General features: G+C 44.4%; 26 protein-coding genes and 2 riboswitches. Of the genes, 4 read left to right on the plus strand and 22 right to left on the minus strand.

Going from position 1 to position 23941, the window contains the following annotated elements; translation table 11 throughout:
- Window positions 1–68: 68 nt before the first annotated feature.
- Window positions 69–338: a DUF3055 domain-containing protein gene (locus M1J35_RS21660; RefSeq protein WP_034763751.1), complete on the plus strand. Its 270-nt coding sequence runs from the start codon at window positions 69–71 to the stop codon at window positions 336–338.
- Between the two features lie 73 nt (window positions 339–411).
- Window positions 412–720 (plus strand): hypothetical protein, encoded by a 309-nt coding sequence (locus M1J35_RS21665; RefSeq protein WP_034763749.1) that lies wholly within the window; start codon window positions 412–414, stop codon window positions 718–720.
- A 42-nt stretch (window positions 721–762) separates the two neighbouring features.
- Here M1J35_RS21665 and M1J35_RS21670 read toward each other — a convergent pair whose 3' ends face one another.
- The gene (locus tag M1J35_RS21670) at window positions 763–1038 is read right to left on the minus strand and encodes a YutD family protein (protein ID WP_044338154.1); all 276 of its coding nucleotides are present in this window, start codon (window positions 1036–1038) and stop codon (window positions 763–765) included.
- Window positions 1039–1141: 103 nt separating this feature from the next.
- On the opposite strand from M1J35_RS21670, the gene M1J35_RS21675 reads away from it, so the two are divergent.
- Window positions 1142–1876, plus strand: a complete 735-nt coding sequence (locus tag M1J35_RS21675) for a YhcN/YlaJ family sporulation lipoprotein (protein WP_224522044.1) — start codon at window positions 1142–1144, stop codon at window positions 1874–1876.
- A gap of 201 nt (window positions 1877–2077) precedes the next feature.
- On the opposite strand, the gene lipA is transcribed toward M1J35_RS21675, so the two are convergent.
- Window positions 2078–2995, minus strand: coding sequence for a lipoyl synthase (gene lipA, locus M1J35_RS21680; RefSeq protein WP_224522043.1), 918 nt, complete (start codon window positions 2993–2995; stop codon window positions 2078–2080).
- Between the two features lie 219 nt (window positions 2996–3214).
- On the opposite strand from lipA, the gene M1J35_RS21685 reads away from it, so the two are divergent.
- Window positions 3215–4216, plus strand: a complete 1002-nt coding sequence (locus M1J35_RS21685) for a M23 family metallopeptidase (RefSeq protein WP_371928695.1) — start codon at window positions 3215–3217, stop codon at window positions 4214–4216.
- A 38-nt stretch (window positions 4217–4254) separates the two neighbouring features.
- Here the strand turns inward: M1J35_RS21685 and M1J35_RS21690 are convergent, their stop codons facing one another.
- From M1J35_RS21690 to M1J35_RS21785, 20 genes are all read right to left on the minus strand, one after another.
- Complete coding sequence (locus M1J35_RS21690; protein ID WP_082197501.1) at window positions 4255–4362, minus strand: methionine/alanine import family NSS transporter small subunit; 108 nt, start codon at window positions 4360–4362, stop codon at window positions 4255–4257.
- A gap of 1 nt (window position 4363) precedes the next feature.
- A complete protein-coding gene (locus M1J35_RS21695) occupies window positions 4364–5890 on the minus strand; it encodes a sodium-dependent transporter (RefSeq protein ID WP_254652250.1) in 1527 nt (508 codons plus the stop codon).
- A 273-nt stretch (window positions 5891–6163) separates the two neighbouring features.
- Window positions 6164–7726: a Na+/H+ antiporter NhaC family protein gene (locus tag M1J35_RS21700; RefSeq protein WP_254652251.1), complete on the minus strand. Its 1563-nt coding sequence runs from the start codon at window positions 7724–7726 to the stop codon at window positions 6164–6166.
- Window positions 7727–7841: 115 nt separating this feature from the next.
- Window positions 7842–8024: riboswitch (Lysine riboswitch) on the minus strand.
- A gap of 79 nt (window positions 8025–8103) precedes the next feature.
- Entirely contained in the window at window positions 8104–8868 is a 765-nt protein-coding gene (gene yunB / locus M1J35_RS21705) for a sporulation protein YunB (protein ID WP_224522040.1), read from the minus strand.
- Window positions 8869–8926: 58 nt separating this feature from the next.
- The gene (locus M1J35_RS21710) at window positions 8927–10039 is read right to left on the minus strand and encodes an HD-GYP domain-containing protein (protein ID WP_254652252.1); all 1113 of its coding nucleotides are present in this window, start codon (window positions 10037–10039) and stop codon (window positions 8927–8929) included.
- A gap of 178 nt (window positions 10040–10217) precedes the next feature.
- The gene (locus M1J35_RS21715) at window positions 10218–10520 is read right to left on the minus strand and encodes a YunC family protein (protein WP_060673052.1); all 303 of its coding nucleotides are present in this window, start codon (window positions 10518–10520) and stop codon (window positions 10218–10220) included.
- A 56-nt stretch (window positions 10521–10576) separates the two neighbouring features.
- Complete coding sequence (locus M1J35_RS21720; RefSeq protein WP_254652253.1) at window positions 10577–11929, minus strand: bifunctional metallophosphatase/5'-nucleotidase; 1353 nt, start codon at window positions 11927–11929, stop codon at window positions 10577–10579.
- Window positions 11930–11956: 27 nt separating this feature from the next.
- Window positions 11957–12781: a sulfite exporter TauE/SafE family protein gene (locus M1J35_RS21725; protein ID WP_254652254.1), complete on the minus strand. Its 825-nt coding sequence runs from the start codon at window positions 12779–12781 to the stop codon at window positions 11957–11959.
- 21 nt (window positions 12782–12802) lie between these two features.
- On the minus strand, window positions 12803–13645 hold the full coding sequence (locus M1J35_RS21730) for a DUF72 domain-containing protein (RefSeq protein WP_254652255.1): 843 nt from the start codon (window positions 13643–13645) through the stop codon (window positions 12803–12805).
- Between the two features lie 150 nt (window positions 13646–13795).
- Window positions 13796–15193, minus strand: a complete 1398-nt coding sequence (gene sufB, locus M1J35_RS21735) for a Fe-S cluster assembly protein SufB (RefSeq protein WP_034763673.1) — start codon at window positions 15191–15193, stop codon at window positions 13796–13798.
- 38 nt (window positions 15194–15231) lie between these two features.
- Complete coding sequence (sufU, locus tag M1J35_RS21740; RefSeq protein WP_034763670.1) at window positions 15232–15672, minus strand: Fe-S cluster assembly sulfur transfer protein SufU; 441 nt, start codon at window positions 15670–15672, stop codon at window positions 15232–15234.
- Entirely contained in the window at window positions 15662–16891 is a 1230-nt protein-coding gene (locus tag M1J35_RS21745) for a cysteine desulfurase (protein ID WP_254652256.1), read from the minus strand. Before M1J35_RS21745 ends, sufU begins: the two co-directional genes overlap by 11 nt.
- Window positions 16891–18201 (minus strand): Fe-S cluster assembly protein SufD, encoded by a 1311-nt coding sequence (gene sufD, locus M1J35_RS21750; protein WP_254652257.1) that lies wholly within the window; start codon window positions 18199–18201, stop codon window positions 16891–16893. The genes M1J35_RS21745 and sufD overlap by 1 nt, the downstream gene beginning before the upstream one ends.
- Window positions 18202–18218: 17 nt before the next feature.
- Window positions 18219–19004 (minus strand): Fe-S cluster assembly ATPase SufC, encoded by a 786-nt coding sequence (gene sufC / locus M1J35_RS21755; RefSeq protein WP_098350060.1) that lies wholly within the window; start codon window positions 19002–19004, stop codon window positions 18219–18221.
- Between the two features lie 586 nt (window positions 19005–19590).
- Complete coding sequence (locus M1J35_RS21760) at window positions 19591–19749, minus strand: YuzK family famiily protein (protein WP_254652258.1); 159 nt, start codon at window positions 19747–19749, stop codon at window positions 19591–19593.
- 316 nt (window positions 19750–20065) lie between these two features.
- Complete coding sequence (locus M1J35_RS21765) at window positions 20066–20431, minus strand: carboxymuconolactone decarboxylase family protein (RefSeq protein ID WP_079532028.1); 366 nt, start codon at window positions 20429–20431, stop codon at window positions 20066–20068.
- 132 nt (window positions 20432–20563) lie between these two features.
- Window positions 20564–21388: a MetQ/NlpA family ABC transporter substrate-binding protein gene (locus M1J35_RS21770; protein ID WP_224522015.1), complete on the minus strand. Its 825-nt coding sequence runs from the start codon at window positions 21386–21388 to the stop codon at window positions 20564–20566.
- 15 nt (window positions 21389–21403) lie between these two features.
- Entirely contained in the window at window positions 21404–22072 is a 669-nt protein-coding gene (locus M1J35_RS21775; protein WP_224522014.1) for a methionine ABC transporter permease, read from the minus strand.
- Complete coding sequence (locus tag M1J35_RS21780) at window positions 22069–23091, minus strand: methionine ABC transporter ATP-binding protein (protein WP_254652259.1); 1023 nt, start codon at window positions 23089–23091, stop codon at window positions 22069–22071. The genes M1J35_RS21775 and M1J35_RS21780 overlap by 4 nt, the downstream gene beginning before the upstream one ends.
- Window positions 23092–23242: 151 nt before the next feature.
- A riboswitch (SAM riboswitch) is annotated at window positions 23243–23349 on the minus strand.
- Window positions 23350–23461: 112 nt separating this feature from the next.
- Window positions 23462–23812 carry an SCP2 sterol-binding domain-containing protein gene (locus M1J35_RS21785; RefSeq protein ID WP_254652260.1) on the minus strand — a complete coding sequence of 117 codons (351 nt, stop codon included), beginning with the start codon at window positions 23810–23812 and terminating at the stop codon, window positions 23462–23464.
- Between the last annotated feature and the right edge of the window lie 129 nt (window positions 23813–23941).

Below are 23941 nucleotides of genomic sequence, written 5' to 3' on the forward strand. Positions count from 1 at the left end.
GGTACATCCTGCAATTCCCCTCTCAGTTTGGTATGATGAAATAAGCATAAACAGAGGAGGACATCGTGATGAGTGAACGTTTTTATTTATATGACGATACAGAAAATACACGAACGCGATTCGTAAGTTTCATGGGGGAAAATCAGCGGTACGACCTGGCCATTACCCAAACGGAACGCTATTACGGTAAATCATTGGTACTGGATCTTCAGGGCAGCCGATTTGCCATCATGGGAAGAGATGACCTTGATGAACCTGGATACGTTGAGAGTGTATTTAAATTAACCGAAGAAGAAGCGGATGAATTAAGGGATTTCTTAGGTGAGATCATTCTTTGATCCATATGGTCCCTTGAGAGAATGAACTTCACCTCCCCCTCACATACTAAATGTATGAAAGGTGGGAGATAAAATGAGCAAAGACCGGAAATCCTATGACAAAGAAGACGAAGAATACAGTGACTTCTCCAATGTAGAGACATACCGTAATTTCCTCGTCCCCGAAACACTTCCGGAAGGTCCTTATGGTGCTCCCAGAGGTAAGCATACCCCTGTCGAAAACAAGAGTACACCATGGGAAGAAGGCCAACGGTATTATAGCGCCTTCAACTACGAGAATAAATCCCTGCATCAGGATATACCGCGTCAGGAACCCGGATCACATCCTGTTCATGCCGACCCGGATGTGAATGAAGAACCTCCATATACTGAAAATAAGTAAAAGAAAGGAACAAACGACCATCATCGTTTGTTCCTTTCACCATTATTTATTGACTTTCTTCACGAGAAAATAAGCGCACCCAAAATTACAGTATTCATATAAGTAATCCTTATGAGTACTCACCTTTGTGTCGAAAGAAGCCTTTTGATTGTGATCATCGAAGAATCCTTTCAATCGGAGCTGTCCGTATCCCCAATCACCAAGGATATAGTCGTATTTGCTTAAGATATCGCTATACCTTTCCTTGAAAGCTTCCTCGTTGAATCCGTCCCTGAATTCCTCGACGATTTCGTAGCACGTGTTCTGCACACAAATCACCTCTGTCCACCCACTTTCGTTTCCTTATTTTAAATTATAACGGATTGTCCATTAATTACTATGAAAAATTACCATACGAGATGGTCACCCTACTAAATAGGGGGTGTTTAAGTTGAATAAATTACTTTTAGGTACAACGGTACTCGGCATCACACTAATCGGGACAGCCTGTAATGGCATCGACACGGCCAATGAGGAAATGTTCCACGACAACGGGAATACCATTAACGTAAGTGACAGGGAAGACCTGTATAACGAAAATGGCTGGACCAAAAAAGGGCCGCACCGCGGGGAAGACTTCGGTTATGTCCGACAACAGAAGAGCCCTACCGGTGGTCAAAACATTTCCACGAAGGATATGTACAGTATCAATCGCGAGCAGGTAGCCGACAGCATCAGCAAAATGAGTGTCGCCCTTCCTGACGTGAAAGATTGCTCTACCCTCGTCACGGATGAAGAAGTATTGGTCTCATATGTGACCGATAAAAAGGATAAAGACGGACGCTTCGAAGTCGCCGATCAGGTGAAGAAAACAGCCATGTCCGTCATCCCACGTTGGTACCATGTCTATGTGACCGATGATAAAGCGTTGATGCGTAATGTCGAAAATCTGGCCAAAATGGATAGTGACAGCAAAAACGCCAACACAGCCATTGATGATACCATCAACCTTATGCTGAAAGACTCACCACAAGGAAGAAATGTCGACTCAGGAGAAAATGCCAACGGCGAAATGACATCTGATCAGTACGAAATGCGTGATGACGATACCCATAAAATCAACATGGACCGTCAGAAACGTAATGATTATACTGATGGAAATAAGATGATGGACTAACGAAAAGCGGAGGCGGCTCGTTCAGAGGCGACAAGCATAAGACGAATCAACCGGAAAGGCGTTCTTTGCCTTTTTGGTTGATTTGACTTATGACCTCGAGCCTCTAGCCGCCGGAGCTGGACATCTCGAAAACCATCTGCAAAAAAGGACTGACTGTCAGAGAGCTTCTCCTTCAGGTCAGTCCTTTTGTATTTCTCTAGATTATGCGTTCTGTACTTCCTGCTCACCTTTAGCTTGTCTTGCTTTCGCTGCTGCATTTACCTGCTCATCGGCATGATAAGATGAGCGAACAAGAGGACCTGCTTCACAGTGGCTGAACCCTTTTTCCATTGCCGCTTCACGAAGTTCGGCAAATTCATCAGGATGATAATATTTTTGAACCTTTAAATGCTTCTTCGATGGTTGCAGATATTGACCTAATGTCACGATATCAACATGATTGGCGCGTAAATCATCCATTGTTTCGAGAATTTCTTCCTTCGTTTCCCCAAGACCGACCATGATGCTCGATTTCGTTGGGATATCTGGATTCAATTCTTTTGCACGGCGGAGGAATTCCAATGTACGATCGTAAGTCGCACGGGCACGAACTCTTGGAGTCAGTCGGCGAACGGTTTCAACATTGTAATTCATGATGTCAGGCTTAGCATCCATCAATGTCTTGATATTATCAAATATCCCACCCATATCAGAAGGCAGTACTTCGATGGATGTGAACGGGCTCTTACGACGGATAGCACGGACGGTTTCAGCAAAGACTTTTGAACCGCCGTCTTTCAGGTCATCACGTGCAACCGCAGTAATGACGACGTGCTTCAAGTTCATGAGTTGCACGGAATCCGCAACGCGTTCCGGCTCTTTCAAGTCCAATTCAGTCGGAAGTCCTGTTTTAACGGCACAGAAACGGCAGGCACGTGTACAAATGTCGCCCAGAATCATGAACGTAGCTGTACGTCTGGTTCCCCAGCATTCATGAATATTAGGACAACGGGCCTCTTCACATACTGTATGAAGATTGTTTTCCCGCATCATTTTTTTAAGACCCATATAATTATCGTTCGTATTCAGCTTAATCTTAAGCCAATCCGGTTTACGAATGTGTTCATCTTTCTTACTCATACCCCTCATCTCCAATCCTAAATAATTCTGACTTAGGCAAAGAGTGAAACGTTTTCTCGTTCATCCTATGTAAAAAAAGCCATCATCAATATACTTCTTTTGTCACTTTATCATACTAAAAAAGTGAAAACAAGCATGTGATACCCTATTACCATTTATTGATGATTATGAATCCAAGATAACGATACAAACTACAGATAGGCCCCTAAAAATGGAGGGATGATTTTGTACAAACGATTGGTATTCTGCATTGTATTCTTCTTCATGATAAGCCCCTGTCAGAGCTTCGCAGCAGAAAAGCTGACAGATGAGCAGATACACACAAAAAGAATGGAACTGTTCCAGAAGAGCGAGGCTATGACTCAGATCCCCTGGTACTACCTGGCAGCCATTGATCAATACGAACGCAGTCTAAGGTTCGCCCGGAAAGACAGGGAAAAGCCATCCTCTTTCATCTCGATTTATATGGAGCCTGAAAAGTGGGTCGGACCTTTGAACCCCCACGCCGAGGATGACAATCCTGAAACGATCGCTCTTTTCAACGGAATCGGCCGGGACGGGGATCATGACGGAAAAGCCAGCCTGAAAAGTGATGAAGATAAACTTGCCGCATTAACCGACTTTATCCTTCGTTACGGCATCGATCACGACAACTTCAAGCTTGCCCTCTGGGAATATTATAAGCGGGATAAAACCGTCAGTATCATTATGGGAAATGCCAAAATATATAAACAATACGGAACGATTCATCTCAATCAGAAAGCCTTTCCGCTTCCCCTGAGATTTAATTATAGTTACCGGAACACCTGGGGAGACGCCCGTGGATGGGGTGGAAGACGGATCCATGAAGGGACGGACCTCTTCGCTGATTACGGTGTTCCAGTCAGGGCTACATCATATGGCATCATCGAGATGAAAGGCTGGAATCGATATGGAGGCTGGCGTATCGGAATACGCGACATTAATAATACGTACCATTATTTTGCCCATTTGAGTGGTTTTGCCAAAGATCTTCATGTCGGACAAGTGGTTGAACCGGGAATGGTGATCGGCGGTGTCGGAAGCTCAGGATATGGACCTCCGGGAACGTCAGGGAAATTCCCACCGCATTTGCATTATGGAATGTATAAGGATAATGGCCTGACAGAATGGTCATTCGATCCCTATCCTCACCTAAGAATGTGGGAGCGACAGGACAGAATTAAAAACAAGAAGCAGTAAAAAAGCAGACAATGGGATTCCATCGTCTGCTTCTTCCTTTATACCTGTTTTTTCGATTTGGAAACAGCGTTCATGATACTAGCTGCTAATCCACCCCAGATGATGACCATTCCTACAACCATCATAGTAATTGCGCTACCAGTCATGTTAGCTTACCTCCTTATAGCTATCGGCTTCTGTCTTGGCATGCCAGCGTTTAAATCCGAAGGCTACTCCTACAATGATTGCAAATGCAGCTACGAACCATCCACTGTAAAGAACGAAAGCATCAGAATATCCACCGTAGTTGCCAGTTTCCGTTTCAAATTCCTTTAGTAGATTCATCTTGAATAAACCGAACATCATCCATCCAAGGACGATTGGTGTGATGACGCCTAGACATACTTTCCACCATGCACCAAGCTGGATATCCGATATTCCATTCGCATGGGATTGGAATGCCCCCAGCTTGCGAAGGAACCAGGCGATCACGACTACTTCCACTAATCCGACAAACGCCACTCCGAATTGGTTGATGAAATAATCCGCAACATCCAGGAATAACAGACCACCCTGTGTAGCAAAGAGGATGGAAATGACAGCTGAAAGTCCGCCACCGAATAGGACGGCTTTATTACGGGAAATCCCGAATTTCTCAGAGACGGCTGCCACATAGGTTTCCGAAATGGAAATCAATGATGACAGACCGGCCAGTACAAGTGAAGCAAAGAATAAGAAACCAAAGACTTCGTTGAATGCCGGGAATTCGTTGATGATCTGCGGGAAGACAACAAACGCAAGTCCCACACCGCCGCTTACAACATCCTGCACGGCCACTCCTTGTGATTGTGCCATGAAACCAAGTGCGGCAAATACACCGATACCAGCCAATAGTTCGAATCCGGAATTACTGAACCCCGTGATGAAGGCGTTGTTCGTAATATCCGATTTTTTCGGCAAATAACTTGAATAGGTGATCATGATGGCGAAGGCAATGGATAAACTGAAGAAGATCTGTCCATATGCCGCCACCCATACACCAGGATCAGCAATCTTGCTGAAGTCTGGCTTAAAGAATGCATCCAAGCCTTCCATCGCTCCTGGTAATGTTAAAGCGCGAACAACAATAATTAAGAATAAAATAACAAGTGCTGGAATAAAGATTTTATTCGCTACTTCGATTCCTTTCTTTACACCTTTGAAAAGAATACCAAGTGTAACGGCCCATACGATTACAAGAGGGATGAATACTCCTGGAACCACACTGCCAGTCTGACCGGCATCAACCGAAAGCTTTAAATAGTCGCTGAACAGGAAGGATTCAGTATCCTTTCCCCAGCCTAAATTGAAAGAAAAAACACTGTATGACATCGCCCAGGCGATAATGACGGCATAATAGGTAGAGATGACGAATGCAATTAAGACCTGCCACCATCCGAGCCATTCTGTTTTCTTATTAAGACGGAAATAAGATAACGGTGCTGAACCACGGTACTTATGACCAATTGTAAATTCAAGTACTAATAATGGAATACCTGCTGTTAGAAGAGCGAATAAATAAGGAATAAAGAATGCTCCCCCGCCGTTTTCATATGCTACTGCCGGAAAACGCCAAATGTTCCCTAATCCGATTGCTGAACCGACAGCTGCAAGAATAAATCCTGCCCGTGTACCAAACTGTGCACGATTCTCCATGTTGTTCCCCCCTAGTTCTTTCCAACTACCTGCCTTGAGGTATTTGAAATTTTTATATTTTCAGATTATTTATAATCTAAAGTCAGTATAGCTAGTTCCAGGACAATTGTCAAAGCTTTATTTTAGTGTTTTATTGAGAAATTCACCAAATTCCTACAGTACTATTTCACTATAAGAATTTTGTCGGAATTTGTGGAATGGGAGGCAATTGTATGATGGGGCTCCAAGCACACAAAAAAACCAGAAGCCGAATGGCTCCTGGTTTTTTATGGATTACTCTGCAGATGCCGGCTTTGCTTTTTCACCGAATAAAAAGGCAAAGGCCAGAATCAAAATGATGACAACAGCGAGACCAAGGATGGTGCTGCCTGTGAATCCCAATACAAGGTAACCGATGGCGGCAACGACCGCACCGATGACCGCGTATGGAAGCTGCGTGAGCACGTGATCGATATGGTTGCTTCCAGCTCCCGTAGAAGAAAGGATCGTCGTATCGGAAATAGGTGAACAGTGATCACCCAATACAGATCCTGCAAGCACCGCTGCCATGGCAGGAAGTAGAATTGTTACATCCGATGCTGCAGCAATCTCTCCGGCGATCGGTAGGAGAATTCCGAACGATCCCCAAGATGTTCCCGTTGAGAACGCCATGATACCGGCAACAAGGAATAAGATGACCGGAAGTGCCTGCATAGGCAGGCTTGATTGTTCAACCAGACCGGCCAGATACGTACCCGTCTGCAGCTGATCGATGAGTGTCACGATCGTCCACGCAAAGATCAAAATGTAAACAGCCGGAAGCATCGACTTGATACCTTCCACTACAGCTGTTCCAAGAGCACTCCCTTCAATTCCTTTTAGGCTTACTTGGCGAAGGAAGAAGATCAGGGAAACAAGAAGTCCGAATAATCCACCGTATAATAAAGATTTAGTAACATCCGTATTTTCAAAAATCGGCAATAAGTCGAATGATCCCACTGCCTGGTAACCGGTCCAAAGCATCATGGAAACCGTCCCGATCACGAGTGCAACGATCGGCCAGACAAGATCGCCTACAGAGCCTTTTGAGCTGACGGGAAGATCATTTTTCAATTCACCGGGAATCTCTTTGCCTGGATCATAAAGATCTCCGGTTTCAAGGGCACGTACTTCATGCTCTTTCATTTTTCCGAAGTCGAGTCCCTTATAGGCAACCATGACGACTAGCAGTACGGCGGCCCATACATATAGGTTCATTGGAATCATTTGAATGAATGCCGAGAATGCCGTGTACTCCGTGATACTGTGTGTTGCAAGGATGGAGCCGATGATCCCGATGATGTATGCTCCCCAGCTTGAAATCGGGGAAACAACACAGATCGGAGCAGATGTTGAATCAATGATATAGGCTAATTTAGCACGTGAGATCCTGTGACGATCCGTGATGGGTCTTGAAACCTGTCCGACAGCAAGGGCATTGAAATAGTCGTCAATAAAAATGATGATACCCAGTACCGCAGCAAGAAGCTGTGCGCCCTGTCTTGTCTTCACACGTTTCATCGCCCATTCACCGAATGCGCGGCTCCCGCCGGAGATATTCACAAATGCTGTGATGATACCAAGAATGAGTAAGAAGAAAATGATGTAGACATTCCAGGTGTTTAGTCCGCCGTCTGCGACAAAGATACCTTTGAAGGCATCCCACATAAAGTTGAATGTTTTCGTAATTGAGAAATCTGCCAACAAAAAGGCAGAAGCAACGATTCCTACTCCCAATGAAAGCAGTACCCGTCTTGTGAGAATAACCATAAGAATGGCTAAAAGGGGTGGTAATAATGAGTAAATCGTGTTTTCCATAGTGTCCTCCTCCTATTTGATAGGGGGGAACCATCGTAGCATGACAGAGGATAATAAAAAAAGGCAACGATAGAGAAACTATCATTACCTTTGTTAGTAACGTAAGTGCTCCATCACGATCTGTAGCTCCCCATTATAGAGATTTCCCTATAATGACAGTGTTATCCTTCTTCAAGATAACCCCAGCAAATACACCTTCGACATGCATATTTACTTCGGCAAAGATTCCCTTTCGTCTGTTTTCTCCGTTGTCATCCTCGAACAGATTACTCTTGAACCCTGCGCCTCTACCCCATCGGACTGATGATGTGGTGTGTTATAAAATTTTCTTTATTAATATAACAAACTATCATTCTTTTGACAACTTTTTTTCCATACTAATTTGTGGGAAATTCAATGGAAGGACTCGAATCCCCTCCACCATTGTTATAAAATTGCGGTACATCCAAGTGGACGGTACCCATTGCAACCAGGATATCCTGCTTGATCGTTTCGGTTTTCGTTGCAAACGGGATGATGATCTGCACATTTACTTCAAGCTCCACAAATACCTTCACAACCGCATTATTGATCCCGAACTGCTCCACCGTCGTCTTCACATCGGACCGTACGTCACCGATGGAATGAAAGCGGATCGGGATTTTCGGCCCCAGGTTACCGAGCAATACGTTGTTCGTTGCCTGCCCCAATGGAACGGAATAGGTGATGCCCTTCGATGTCTTCGACTTCCCTTCATCAATTTCCACTTCAGTGAGGAACTCAAGATTTTCAATATTCCCTGCCTCTGCTTCCTGGAGATTCTGCTGGACCAGATTCGTAATCTCTGCCTGGACCCTGTTGATGGTCTGTGTATTGTATTTAAACGAGACGATATCGCCTTCCTGGTTCTTCACTTCTTCGGTTATATCCGAAATATCCAGAACGTCGGCAATTTTCTTATTGATGGCTTTGTTAATCACAAGGGTACCGATCCTGCTCGTCTGTGTCTCGGCATATGCAAGAAGTGTAGGCTTCAACCCTTTGTTAATGATCCACAATCCGAACCCTGTGGAGATCATAAAGAACAGAAACGTAATGATCATGACATGTCGAAAAGGCAGCGGACCTCCTCTTCGGGGTTTGTTGGTTTTGAACTTAGACAAAAAAATCCCCCCTTACAAGCTATTTGTATGCATTGTAAGAGGGGTTTAGCGCAAAAATTTATTTAATCTTAAGAGATTGCGGTTCATAATCAGGGTCAAAGCCTGTGATGACCTTGTCTAATGCCTTGCTTAAATCGAGTGGATAAGGAGAGTCTGACTCCTGCCCATCCTCTTCGATGATCCGTATGACAGGACGGTCTGTGACTCCTTTGTTTTGATCGGTCACAATCCCTTTCCTTCCATCATTCAGTTCCACGATCATGCCATTCGGATACATCGCGACCGATGACCGGAATGCTTCGATCACTTGTGAATCGAACAGGGATCCCGATCCCGCGTATAATACCTCTAATGCCTGATGGGGAAGCATTGCCTTCCTGTATACCCTGTTAGAAGTCATGGCATCAAATACATCGGCCACGGCGATGATCTTTGCGAACGGATGGATATCTTCACCCTTGATCCCCCGTGGGTAACCGGACCCATCGAGCCTTTCATGATGCTGATAGGCACAGTGCGCGATGATCAGGGACACTGAATGCAGTTGTCTCAGGATTTCAAAGCCATGTTCAGAGTGTTTTTTGATTTCACAGAATTCGTCTTCCGTAAGTTTCCCAGGCTTCAACAGGATCTCTTCGGGCACAAGCATCTTACCGATATCATGAAGGATCGCCCCAACCCCGAGCTGCTCGAGCTGCTTCTGTGAAAGCTTTAGTTCAAGACCGATGGAAAGTGTATATAATGTAACATTAAATGAGTGATGAAAAATATAGGAGTCGTATGTAAACACATCTGTCAAAATCGTCAGAAGATCATGATTCTCCTTTACTTCGGACAGGACGACATCAATCACCTGCTTCAATTGAGTGGCACTATCCTCAATCACGAGGAGGCTTGGCTTCTCTTTGGATGTGCTTAATTGATTGAAGGCCATCTCGATATTCTGAACCGCCTCTTGTCTCACTTTACTCGAAACGGTCCCCTTCACATGGATTCCACTGGAAAGAGAGTCTTCAATATAGACATACTGAATACTAAGCTCCTGCAATCTGTAAATCATGCGTTCTGTAATGGGAACATTATCATGAATCAACGCTTGACCTCTCATATTATATACCGTTGTAGCTAGAACCATGCCGGGTTTCAAAGCCCGTGTTGATATAAGCCTCATAGAATTCTCCTATGTAATTCTTTCATTTTTCGACAAAATTTCCTAGTATCTCCATTATAAAGGATAAAATTGATCTTGCAAGGTGTATTTGGTTAAATATTCATGAAAGAATAACGGGGAAATCAGAGGGATAAAACAAAGACCAGCCGCTCAGGAGAGTACTGGTCCTTTTTTGATTCTATATCATTTTTAACAGCGCGTCCCTTCCGGCCATCCCAGTGTGGATGCCGAGATTCGCTGCTTCATAGGTGACGGACTCCAGCGGTGCATCGAGAAGCTGATCGATGGTTTTCACACCAACCGCTCTTCCCGCGATGATCCCCCTGTCCTTTAATTTTTCATTCAGCAGCGCAACATCAAGTGCCCCACACATGATATATCCTTTTTCACTCGTCACGACGAGGAGATTGGTTTTCGGAAGTGCAACGGAAATCGCTGTAAAGGTATGTCCCCCAATGGTGATCGGAGATACATTCATCATGGTTCATCGCTCCCTTCACTCATATGTATGTCAAGAGCGTGGAAACGGTGAGACATTTACTGTTTCAATTTCCATTCGAGGACATCCCGTAAAAATTCCGGCATAAAGTACTTCTTCTCAAGCCTCTGAAGGTCTGGAAAGAAGTGGCCGAATGTAAACATATCCGGAAGGGCCAGCTTGTATATCTTCCCGGGGTCGATCGGAACCTTTCCGATGAAGATATCATGGTCTTTAAAGTGGATATTTGAATACACGAAACTCCCCATCACTTTCCCCCTGAAACCAAGTCCTTTCACTTCAAGATGCGGCCAGTCCTCATTAAGGGTCTGCTTAATGATTTCCTTCAGCTCGGCTCCCTTCATCCGGATCATGCAGGGGTTGATCGGGTGGGGAAGGATGCGATGAAGATCCTGCTTTGTCACCATTCCTTCGTCAAGTCCATCTATGAGGAGACCGGCGTTAAGAAAACCGCAATCGGCTCCACACCATTCCGTCAGTGCTTCACAAAGCACTTCAGGCAGCGGGGACGTGTGAAACCAATCAACGGGGAAGGATGTTGTCAGGCAGGTCACTCCCTGCTTCAATAGCTCCTCCCCGTCCCGGAACCATTGCTCTCTGTCCTCCGCTTCCCTGACAACTGACGGAAGCTCCTCCTGCTTATATAGACAGGCCTTCTTTTCAATGACCTGCTTTGTGGCTGTATCCACCTCAATCATCATATGACCGACAAAATGCCCGTATTTCCCTGCAGCACCAAGCATGGTGCCATTCACCTCTTTCCCTTGAGGCAAGACATGGTGCGTATGGGCACCCAGAATAACGTCTATTTCCGGGAATTGTTCCCCGATCATCTCGTCATCCCTTATTCCTAAATGGGAAAGGAGTACGAGCATATCGACGCTTTGGCGAATTTCCTGAACCAACTTCTTCAATTCATCCAAAGGGGAGGTAATGTTCCAGCCTAGAGCCTCGTAAAAAGGTTTGAAATAGGCAGTCAATCCGATGACGCCAATCCTCACCCCACTCCCAGTCTGATAAATCCGGTGAGTCTCTGCCCATCTTGGACGCCGTGAGGAACGATCCAGCAGATTTCCTACAATCACGTCAAATCGGGCACTGTCATACAAGCTGTTTAAATCATCATAATCCAATGTGATTCCTTCATTGTTTCCGATTGTGACAGCATCGAACCCGGCTTCATTTAATAAATCAACGTTCCCTTTTCCTAATGTCGCTTCTGTCAATGGATGCCAGCGGTCCACATGATCACCGATATCAAATAGATACACAGATTCCCCATCATTCACATGCTTCTGTTTTCTCTGTTTTAAAAAGTCCCTGATCCGTGGCCAGTTCTCCAGGTGACTGTGAAGATCGTTTGTATGATAAATATGAATGGTTTCTCCCATAAATCGTTCACTCCTGTTGGAGGAATGTTATCCTGTCATTCCTTGATAAATCAATCGAATACCAATTAAAATCAATATAATCCTCAATACGCTCACCAATACTTTGGACTCGAGCTTCGTATTGATGTATGCCCCGGCCTTTGCCCCGATCCAGGCTCCCGGAATGAGAGCCAGTGCATACAGCCATTTGACATTCCCGAATATCACATGTGTTCCCGAACTCACCAATGCCGAAAGAAAAATCATAAACATGGATGTTGCAACAGCCACATGGGGTGGGAAAAGAAAAATCAGGATCATGGCCGGGACCATCAGAGAGCCGCCGCCAATGCCAAACAAACCCGATGTAAATCCAACGACGAAGGCAATCACCACTCCAAGTAATGGAGGGTATCCATACCGGAAGGTTTCGCCACTTGGATCGGTAAATTCTCTCTGAAAAGAGGCGTTCCTGAATTTCTCTATTGGCTTTAATTTATTCCGGATCATTAGAATAAGGGCCACCAGTATCATAAAAATACCAAAATAAAGATTGAAGCTTTCCATATTCAATCCCTTGTTCACCCAGGCTCCAAGAATCGAACCGGGTCCGCTCCCCGCAAAGAAAATCAATCCGCTTTTATAATCCACGGTTTTATGCTTTAAGTATGCAAGGGTTGAAGATAACCCTGTAAATATCATGATGACCAGAGAGGTACCCACAGCGGTCTGCGGGTTCATCCCTTCTACCAGGCTTGTATATGTACCAAAGTAGATCAGGGCGGGTACAATGATGACGCCGCCGCCTAAACCGACCAGTGATCCTATCGCACCTGCCAAAAGCCCTATTGATAGAAGAACAATCCATTCCATCTGCCTTTCATCTCCTGTCGGCTAAAATAAATCCAGCTGCTTCGGGGCAAGTCCTTCATACTCAAGCCCCAATAATTCAATCAATTCTTTCGCATTATCAGCCGCGTCTCCACCAGAATTATTGTTAAAAAGAATATAAAGATCATTAGACTTTTCGTGCAAGTGATGGAGGTGGGGGATCCATTCTTCCAGCTCAGCACGATTATAGCGATATAAATAGCGGACCTCCCGCCAATCTTCCCCATTCGGCTTATTCCAACCATAGAGATTCCTGCCGTGAAACCGGATGAGAGTGGCATCTTCATGGGTCGCTTCGAGAACCCGCGGAACGGATCCTTCACCTGCTTGGGGCTCATCGCAAATGCTGTGGATCCATCCTTCTTTTTTCATGAACGCCAGGGTCTTATCCCGATACTCGGGTCTGAACCAGCTCTGATGCCGGAATTCAAGTGATACAGGAAGATCTTTCAATTGCTCCCTGCAATATCGAATATAATCGACATTCTCTTTTTTACAATCGTACCATGGCGGGAATTGAAGAAGGACCATCGCCAGTTTCCCTGCATTCGTGTATGGAGCAAGGGACTCTTTAAAGGCTCTGAACATCTCTTCCTTTGTTTCAAAAGGGATCTCTCCACGCTGATGCCCTGTCATCCCCTGGTACGCTTTCACAATAAATTTAAAGTCCTCTGGTGTCTCCTTTACCCATTTCTCCGCATTCCGAATAGGCTGGACAGCATAAAACGTCGTGTCCACCTCAACGACAGGAAAATGAGCTCCGTATTCTTTTAATTTGTCCCTGGGGGAAACATTCTCATAAAGGGTATCATGATCTCCCCAGCCTGTAACTCCTATGTATATCATCCGCATTCACCTGCTTTATTATGAACATGTCCATTTTATCATAAGGGAAATGGAAATTCTTATGTTTGGATTGAGGGTGGATAAAATAGTGGGGAATAAATGGAGCCAGAAAAAAACTCCCCTGATGACTCAAGGGAGTTTGATTGATTATTAACCGATTGAACCTTCCATTTCGAACTTGATCAGACGGTTCATTTCGACTGCATATTCCATTGGAAGTTCTTTCGTGAATGGCTCGATGAAGCCCATTACGATCATTTCTGTTGCTTCTTCCTCAGAAATACCACGGCTCATAAGATAGAATAATTGTTCTTCTGATACTTTTGAAACCTTCGCTTCGTGTTCTAACGAGATGTTATCGTTCAGAATTTCGTTGTAAGGAATCGTATCGGAAGTCGATTGATTATCCATGATCAGCGTGTCACACTCAATGTTTGAGCGTGCGCCTTCCGCTTTACGGCCAAAGTGTACAATTCCACGGTACGTTACTTTACCACCATGCTTGGAGATGGATTTAGAAACGATTGTAGAAGATGTATTAGGTGCAAGGTGAATCATTTTCGCTCCTGCATCCTGGTGCTGGCCTTTACCTGCAAGTGCAATGGATAGTGTCATACCACGGGCGCCTTCCCCTTTAAGGATGACAGCCGGATATTTCATCGTCAATTTAGAACCGATGTTTCCATCCACCCATTCCATCGTTGCGTTCGCTTCACATACGGCACGTTTCGTCACCAGGTTGAACACGTTGTTCGCCCAGTTTTGAATCGTCGTGTAACGGCAGTACGCATCTTTCTTGATGATGATTTCAACGACTGCAGAGTGAAGGGAGTTCGTTGTGTAAACCGGTGCTGTACAACCCTCTACATAGTGCACGCTTGCACCTTCGTCGACGATGATCAGCGTACGCTCGAACTGACCCATGTTTTCCGAGTTGATACGGAAATAAGCTTGAAGTGGTGTATCCACCTTTACGCCTTTAGGAACATAGATGAACGATCCACCGGACCAAACCGCTGAATTCAAGGCAGCAAATTTGTTATCCGTCGGAGGGATTACCTTCGCCCAGTGCTCACGGAATAGCTCTTCATTTTCTTTAAGAGCCGAATCAGTATCTTTGAATACGATTCCCATATCTTCAAGATCTGATTGCATGTTGTGGTAGACAACTTCTGACTCATACTGAGCAGAAACCCCTGCAAGATATTTTTGCTCTGCTTCCGGAATACCTAATTTATCAAACGTCTGCTTGATTTCTTCAGGTACTTCATCCCAGCTGCGCTCTGACTTTTCAGAAGGCTTCACATAGTAAGTGATCTCATCGAAGTTCAGTTCCTGCATGTCTCCGCCCCATTGAGGCATAGACATATTATAAAAATGCTCAAGTGACTTCAAACGGAAATCAAGCATCCACTTAGGCTCATCTTTCATACGAGAAATTTCTTCAACGATTTCCCGCGTCAAACCACGTTTAGAACGGAAAATCGATACGTCTTTATCGCTAAAGCCATATTTATAATCTCCGATCTCAGGCATCTTCTTTGCCATGTTGATTCCTCCATTCTTAAATAGAGTCGGAGAAGAGCTTATTCCTGCTCTTCTTCCTGCACTCCTTTTTCCATCGCTTTCCAGGCCAGTGTTGCACATTTGATACGGGCCGGAAATTTCGCGACTCCTTGTAATGCTTCTATATCTCCTAAATCCACATCGTCGTCATAATCATTGCCCTGCATCATATCAGAGAAGATCTTGGAAAGCTTGAGTGCCTTCTCGATCTCTTTCCCCTTGACTGCCTGTGTCATCATGGACGCAGAAGCCATGGAAATTGAACAACCTTCCCCATCGAACTTCGCATCCTGAACGACACCATCTTCAACCTTTAACGTAAGGTGAATACGGTCTCCACATGTAGGGTTATTCATATCGATGGTAAAGCTCCCATCCTCTAAAGAACCTTTATTACGTGGATTCTTGTAATGATCCATGATGACTTGTCGATATAACTGATCTAAATTATTAAAAGACATCGCTGAAAAACTCCTTTGTCTTCACCAGGCCGGCAACAAGCTTATCAATATCTTCTTCTGTGTTGTAAAGATAGAAGCTGGCACGCGCCGTAGCGGATACGTTCAACCACTTCATCAAAGGCTGTGCACAGTGATGGCCAGCACGGACGGCAATCCCTTCTGCATCAAGCACGGTTGCTACATCATGGGGATGTACATCATCTATGTTGAATGTCACAAGACCGGCACGCTGCCCGGGATCACTTGGCCCGAAAATGGTCATACCCTCCACTTCGTTCATCTTATCCAAAGCGTAAGCGGCAAGCTTATGCTCATGCTCTTCAATGTTATGAAGACCGACCTGCTCAAGGAAATCGATGGCAGCTCCAAGTCCGATGGCTCCTGCAATGATCGGAGTGCCTCCTTCAAATTTCCACGGAAGCTCTTTCCACGTGGATTCCTGAAGTCCGACAAAATCGATCATCTCTCCACCGAATTCAACCGGCTCCATATTATTCAGATGCTTTTTCTTGCCGTATAATACCCCGATCCCCGTAGGTCCTACCATCTTATGACCGGAGAAAGCGAAGAAATCGCAGTCCAACTCTTGTACGTCAATCTTCATATGTGGAGCAGCCTGTGCTCCGTCCACCACCATGACGGCACCATTTTCATGGGCGATCTTGGTGATTTCCTTGATTGGATTCATCGTACCGAGTACGTTTGAAACCATCATGATGGAAACGATCTTCGTTTGAGGAGTGACGGTCTCCCTTACATCCTCGATCGCAATCGTTCCATTTTCCTGGAGAGGAACGTATTTCAACGTTGCTCCCGTTTCTTTCGCCAGCTGCTGCCAAGGAATGATATTACTGTGATGTTCCATATGAGTGATCACAATTTCATCACCCTCACCAACATTGGTCCTGCCATAGCTAGCTGCGACGGTATTGATCGCTGTCGTCGTCCCACGGGTGAATATGACCTCCTGGGTAGAGGAAGCGTTGATGAAATTACGGACCTTTTCACGGGCACCTTCATAACCATCTGTCGCTCTCGTCCCAAGGGTGTGGACACCCCGGTGAACATTGGAGTTATATCCACGATAATAATCGTTTACTGCTTCTATGACGGAAACCGGCTTCTGAGACGTTGCGGCACTATCAAGATAAACGAGTGGATGGCCATTTACTTCCTGGTCGAGAATCGGAAATTGTTTACGAATCTCTTTTACATCCATTAGTTTACTTTCCTTTCAATTACCTCAACCAGTTGTTTCTTGACTCCTTCAATCGGTAATTGCTTTACCACAGGAGCAAGGAAGCCGTGAATCACAAGACGTTCAGCTTCATGCTGAGGAATCCCGCGGCTCATTAGATAGTAAAGTTGAAGTGGATCCACTCGTCCTACTGAAGCCGCGTGTCCTGCCGTGACGTCATCTTCATCAATCAGAAGGATAGGGTTCGCATCCCCACGTGCTTTTTCGCTAAGCATCAATACGCGTGATTCCTGCTCTGCATTTGACTTAGAAGCACCATGTTCGATCTTACCGATACCGTTGAAGATAGAAGATGATTCGTCCTTCATGACGCCATGTTTAAGGATGTATCCTTCCGAATTTTTACCGTAGTGAACAACCTTGGTCGTAAAGTTTTGCTTCTGTTTGCCGCGACCAACGACTACGGTTTTCGTATCGCCATAAGAGCCATCGCCCATAAGGTTCGTCACGTTTTCAGAAACAGTGTCACCATCGTTCATTAATCCTAAAGCCCACTCGATGCGTGCATCCCTTGCAGCTACTCCACGACGATTTACGTAAGTCGTGATCCCGCTTGAAAGATTGTCCACAGCACCGTATGCCACTTTTGCGTTATTGTTTGCCAATACTTCTGTGACAATGTTATAAACTCCATCTTCTACGTTTGCAGTAGAGATATAGTTCTCCACATATGTGACAGAGCTGTTATCTTCAGCTACAACCAATACGTGGTTGAACATCGCAACTTCAGCATTGTCGTGAACGTAAACCGCTTGAATCGGTTGAGAGAGTTCCACGTTCTTCGGAATGTACAGGAACGCGCCTCCATTCATCAATGCAGCATGAAGGGCTGTAAGCTTATGCTCATCCGCTTTTACGCCTTCAGTCATGAAGTACTTCTGTACAAGCTCACTGTGTTCTTTCACAGCCGTAAAAATATCCGTAAAAATAACACCGTTGTCTTTTAATTCGTTCGATAGTGAAAGAAAAGCAGGTGTATTATTCCGTTGAATATAAAGACTTTGATCTTTGTTATCTAAATCAACTAGTACTTTCGCTTCTTCAGGCAGCTCGCTCAATGATGAAAACGCGTCACTTTCCACTGTATGCTTCTGGAATTGAGTGAAGTTCCAGTTTGTGATCTTCGTTTTATCTGCAACTGGAAGGCTAAGATCCTTTACTTTATCAAAGGCATCTGTACGAAGGGCTGTTAACCATTCCGGCTCTCCAAGTTGTTTTGAGTAGGAGCTGACATAGTCTTGATCTACTGGTAGTTTCGTTTCTACAGTCATTTTCATCCCCCTAACACTTACGCTTCTTGGCCGACAGTTTCGTCTTTGATTCCCAGCTCTTCTTTAATCCAGTCATATCCTTCTGCTTCAAGGCGCTGTGCTAATTCTTCGCCGCCTGATTTCACAATGCGTCCCTGCATCATAACGTGAACGTGATCAGGAGTGATGTAGTTAAGAAGGCGCTGATAGTGAGTGATGATCAGGCAACCGAAATCTTCCCCACGCATTTTGTTGATTCCTTTGGAAACAACTTTAAGCGCATCGATATCCAGACCTGAATCAATCTCGTCAAGGATGGCGATCTTAGGTTGGATCATCATTAGTTGAAGGATTTCATTACGTTTCTTCTCTCCGCCTGAGAATCCTTCGTTCAGGTAGCGTTGAGCCATATCCGGGTCCATCTCAAGGTATTCCATTTCAGAATCCATTTTGCGGATGAACTTCATAAGTGAAATTTCTTCGCCCTCTTCACGACGGCTGTTGATCGCTGAACGTAAGAAGTCTGCGTTCGTTACACCGCTGATTTCACTTGGGTACTGCATTGCAAGGAATAGACCTACGCGGGCGCGCTCATCCACTTCCATTTCAAGGACATCTTCTCCGTCGAACGTGATGCTTCCTTTTGTCACTTCATACTTTGGGTGACCCATGATAGCAGAAGATAAAGTTGATTTACCTGTACCATTTGGTCCCATTACTGCGTGGATTTCTCCACCTTTAATTTCAAGGTTAACCCCTTTCAGGATTTCCTTTCCTTCAATCTCAACATGAAGATCTTTAATTGTTAAAGTAGAACCTGCCATGTGTATTTACCTCCGTGACTTTATAATGAATTTAAGAATATAATTCTTTAATCATTCTCAATTTATTCTCATTACAATCTTATAACAAATAAAAGCTATTATCAACTTTTTCAAGTTGTCAGTTCATGTTAATCGAACGATATAAACCCTTTCTATTGTTGGTCAAAAGGGATAGGAAAATGTAGGCTGTCTACGACCTGTTTTCTTAGAGAACTTTCGCTTTTCATATAGCGAGTGGTTTGATTTCCGCTGCAGGTGCTCGCTTTCCGCGGGGCGTGAGTTGAGCCTCCTCGGGCTTTGCCCTGTGGGGTCTCAAGATCCAGCTACGGTGGCTAGCCCCTCGAGGTCATAAGCTAAATGGTCCAAGAAGGCAAAAATACGCCTTCTTAGCCCATTTAGCTTATGCTTGTCGGGGCTGAGCAAGCCACCTCCGCTTTTCAGGCTTTCCCGCTATTCCCGTCGGAGTCGAGCACCTTCCGCTCCAATCAATTTTCAAAGCTTGAGCTTCCTATAATCACCACAAATTTTATTTTTAAAAACAAAAAACCAGTGCATCGTCTACACTGGTCTCCTTTTTTCTTCCTTATTATATATTAGCGTGCACCCTGCGATCAAGTGCAGCAATCATTCGGCGGCTTTCTTTGTAATCCTGCTCTCTTTTCTTCTCTACTTGCATTCTGACTTCATGCTTTCGTTTGTACACCTCATAACCTATTCCATGGGCTCCATGCATTGCCTTCTCCATTTCACTTGTGTACGAGATACTCTCAAGAGAGTCGATAATGAATCATTCCTTTCGGGTTTTTAATTACTTTACAACTATACTACCCCCTCGTTCACAAGACAAAACCGGTATTTCATCATTTTTTCTAAAATTTATCCGTCAGCCTGATTCCCGGGGGCTACCCTTAAGTTTTCACAAAATTCCGCCATTATACTGCCAAATAATACTGTCCCGGTGGAATTTTATTAGCCTTAATGTATATTTATTACCGTAAGAGGTATGCATTTTAAAAAAGTATCTCATAAAAAAAGAGAAGGATCACTCCCTCTCTAAGCACTCATTGCTTTAGTTGATTCAAATCCTGAATCGACTGCTGTACTAACGTGACAGCCTGACTCATGACTGCTCCTCCGCCGAATGCTGCGGTCACTCCGATGGCTTCGAGGATCTCTTCTTCAGAGCATCCTTGATCCAGGCAACCTTTTGTGTGGTAGATAATACAATATTCATCCTGAGAATAAAGGCTAATTCCAAGTGCAATCAATTGTTTTTCCTTTTTGGAAAGGACTCCCTCTCTGAAGCAGTGCTCTGTAAACGTGTTATATTGCTCTGCAAGCTCAGGCATTTTCTCAGTGAAGATTCCAAGTCCCATTTTATAATCATGAAGGGCTGCTTCGGTTGTGTTTCTAGGTTCCATCTGCATTTCATCCAACTCCATTTCGAAAATAGATTCATCGAAAATAGTATGAGCCAATTTGGAAATGAATATGTTAAAAAGTTACCGAAGGACCCTTGATGAAAGAAAGCCGATGCATAAGCACCGGCTTTTCTATTGTTATTCCGTTACGGGTACAACTGCTCCATCCCATTCTTCATTGATGAAGTCCTGGATTTCTTTTGAGCGCAGGGCTTTGACCAATTCTTTCACTTCTTCTTTGTTTTCGTCACCTTTATTTACAGCAATTACGTTCACATATGGGGAGTTGCTGTCTTCGATGGCGATGGAGTCCTCCAGGGGTTTCAAGCCTGCATCTATGGCATAGTTGGAGTTAATCACAACTGCGTCCCCTTCTTCATTTTCATACATTTGCGGAAGGAGTGCCGCTTCGTATTCATAATCGAATTTCAGTTTTTTTGGATTTTCTTTGATGTCTTCCAGCTGAGCCTGTGTATTTTCCACTCCGTCCTTTAACGTGATCAGACCTTTTTTCTCTAATAATGTAAGGATGCGGCCATGATCGGATACGGAATTACTCATCAAGATCGTGGCACCTTCAGGAAGGTCCTCAAGAGATTTATACTTTTTGGAATACACACCGATTGGCTCGATATGAATTCCGCCTGCATTGACGAAATTATATTCGTTCTCTTTCATCTGCAGATCCATGTATGGAACGGTTTGGAAATAGTTCGCATCCAAATCACCATTATCCAGGTCTTTATTCGGAAGGATATAGTCTTGATATGTTTCAATTTGCAGGTCGATTCCCTTATCTTCCAAAATCGGTTTCACTTTTTCAAGGATTTCCGCGTGGGGAACGTTTGACGCGCCTACCACTAATTCCTTCTCGTCACTGCTTCCGGATCCGGAATCACTCCCGCATGCTGCCAATCCAAAGATACTTGTTGCTGCTACTATTCCTGCTAACCATTTTTTCATCTGTTTTCTCTCCTCTTATCGTTTGTCTAATTTATTTGTGAAGTAGTCTCCAATGATTTGAATGGCGAATACAACGAGTAAAATCATGATGGTTGCGGCAAGGGTTACATCCTCCCTGCTCCGTTGAAAACCATCCAGGTAAGCGAGGTTTCCTAATCCCCCGGCCCCGATGACACCAGCCATTGCCGTATAACCCACCAGGGCGATGGCTGTTACCGTGATACCTGAAACCAAAGCCGGAAGAGATTCGGGAATAAGCACTTTCCATATGATCGTGCTAGTCTTCGCCCCCATCGCTTTCGCTGCTTCAATGACGCCTTTGTTCACTTCTCTTAATGCAATTTCCACCATGCGTGCGTAAAACGGTGCTGCTCCGATGATCAGGGCCGGAAGAGCCGCGTTCGCCCCGCGGATGGTATCCAATAAAAATTTGGTGAATGGAATCAGTAATACAATCAGGATAATGAACGGAATCGAGCGGAATACATTGACCACTGCACTGGTCACCGTATAAGTAAGCTTGTTTTCCCATAAATTTTCCTTGGATGTAAGAAATAAAAGGATCCCAAGAATCAGTCCTATTACGAAGGTAATCAGGACTGACATCCCCGTCATATAAAGGGTTTCAACAGTCGCTTCCCACATCTTCTCCCAGTCTACATTCGGAAATATATTTTCTATCATCTCCCGATCACCTCCACTTTGACCATCTGTTCCTCAGCGAAGGCAACGGCTGCAGAAATCGTCTCTTCGTTTCCATCAAGATGGACGAACAGCGTACCATAAGCCCCATTTTGCGTCTGGGAAATCTGTCCTTGAAGGATATTGACATCCAGGTCAAAACGTCGGATCAAGCTGGTAATGAGCGGTTGCTCAGTCGATTCACCAACGAAGGTGAATTTCAGTACTTTCCCTTCAGGATATTGTGCTAACAGGTGATCGATCGTTTCCCCTGTTTCTTCCACTTGTGATACTTCTTTCACAAATCGCTTCGTCACCTGCTCTTTAGGGTTTCTGAACACCTCAAGAACATCCCCGAGCTCTACCACCTTCCCTTGTTCCATGACTGCCACACGATGGCAGATTTTTTTGATCACGTGCATTTCATGGGTGATCAGGACGATGGTCAGACCTAAACGTTTATTAATATCCACCAATAAATCAAGGATGGAATCTGTTGTTTGCGGATCTAAAGCAGAGGTGGCTTCGTCACAGAGAAGGACGTCGGGATTATTTGCAAGGGATCTCGCAATCCCGACCCTCTGTTTCTGTCCACCGCTCAACTGGGATGGATAGGCGTCTCCTCTTCCATCTAATCCCACCAGCTCCAATAATTCATTGGCCCTTCGCACTCTCTCCTTCTTAGAAACACCGGCTATTTCTAATGGAAACTGGATATTTTCAAGTACCGTACGCGACCAAAGGAGATTGAAATGCTGAAAGATCATCCCTATTGACTGCCTCGCCTGCCGAAGATCTTTCCCTTTCACTTTGGAAACGATCTGTCCATTTACGTTCACGGTTCCATTTGTGGGAACTTCAAGTCCATTGAGCATCCGGATCAACGTACTTTTCCCTGCCCCACTATAGCCAATCACTCCAAAAATTTCCCCTTGGCCAATGTCGATGTTGACGCCATCAACGGCTGAAATCGGGCCAGATTTTGATTGATAGATTTTTTTCACATCTGATATGGTAATCATGCTGTCTCCACCTTCTTTCTGAGTAAAACGACCTTTTTAATAAGAATTACAGTTGCACATACCGGGCAATCCCCACAGCCTTTTCGTATACAATAAAAAATGCCTTCCTGCGATAAGCAGAAAGGCATAATCATATATAGGACTATCCTTTCTCTCATCTTTCAAAGCAAATGCTTTGAGTGAATTGGCACCATTTCAATTTTCATTGACGGTTGCCGGGCTTCATAGGGCACGTCCCTCCACCTCTCTAAATAAGAGTAAAGTATCGATTTATTAATTTTTTTGAATTGTTAAAGACTCTGAAAATTTGCTACAAGAGAGATTCTATCATCGAAAATAGAAATGTGTCAATTCTTTTTTCTTATGTTTTTTAAACTTGAACCGGTTCCTTCATCCTGGACCTTGTCAGCCAGAGGATGGATTCTACAAATAACAGCTGGCGGTATCCTCCCCTGACTTCCAGGATGCCGTTTTCAATCAGTTGAGACAATCGCTCTTCTCCTGTTAGTAGGGATAGCATGTCCTTCTCTTTTCCCTTAATATCAAAATGCGATTGCCTGCTACCATCACGCAATACAGCACAACCTCTGTTTGAAACGGAGATCGCATAACGCTCCTTTTCACATTGAAATTGAAGAACAAATGGGCTGTCCGGAAACAAGAGTCGTAAGTGATACCTTGAATGACACTGATCTACTAATTCCTCTAAATAGATTCGCATGAATACCCTCCCAGTGAAACTTCTATATAGTATCAATTCCACTTTTAGGTATTTTTTCCTTTTAGACATTCTCGACATGTTTTGAATGAGTTTATCTTATTTGTCGAACAGTAAGAAATTGGGTGATGA

Source organism: Rossellomorea sp. KS-H15a (genome assembly GCF_024195245.1).
Taxonomy (GTDB): domain Bacteria; phylum Bacillota; class Bacilli; order Bacillales; family Bacillaceae_B; genus Rossellomorea; species Rossellomorea vietnamensis.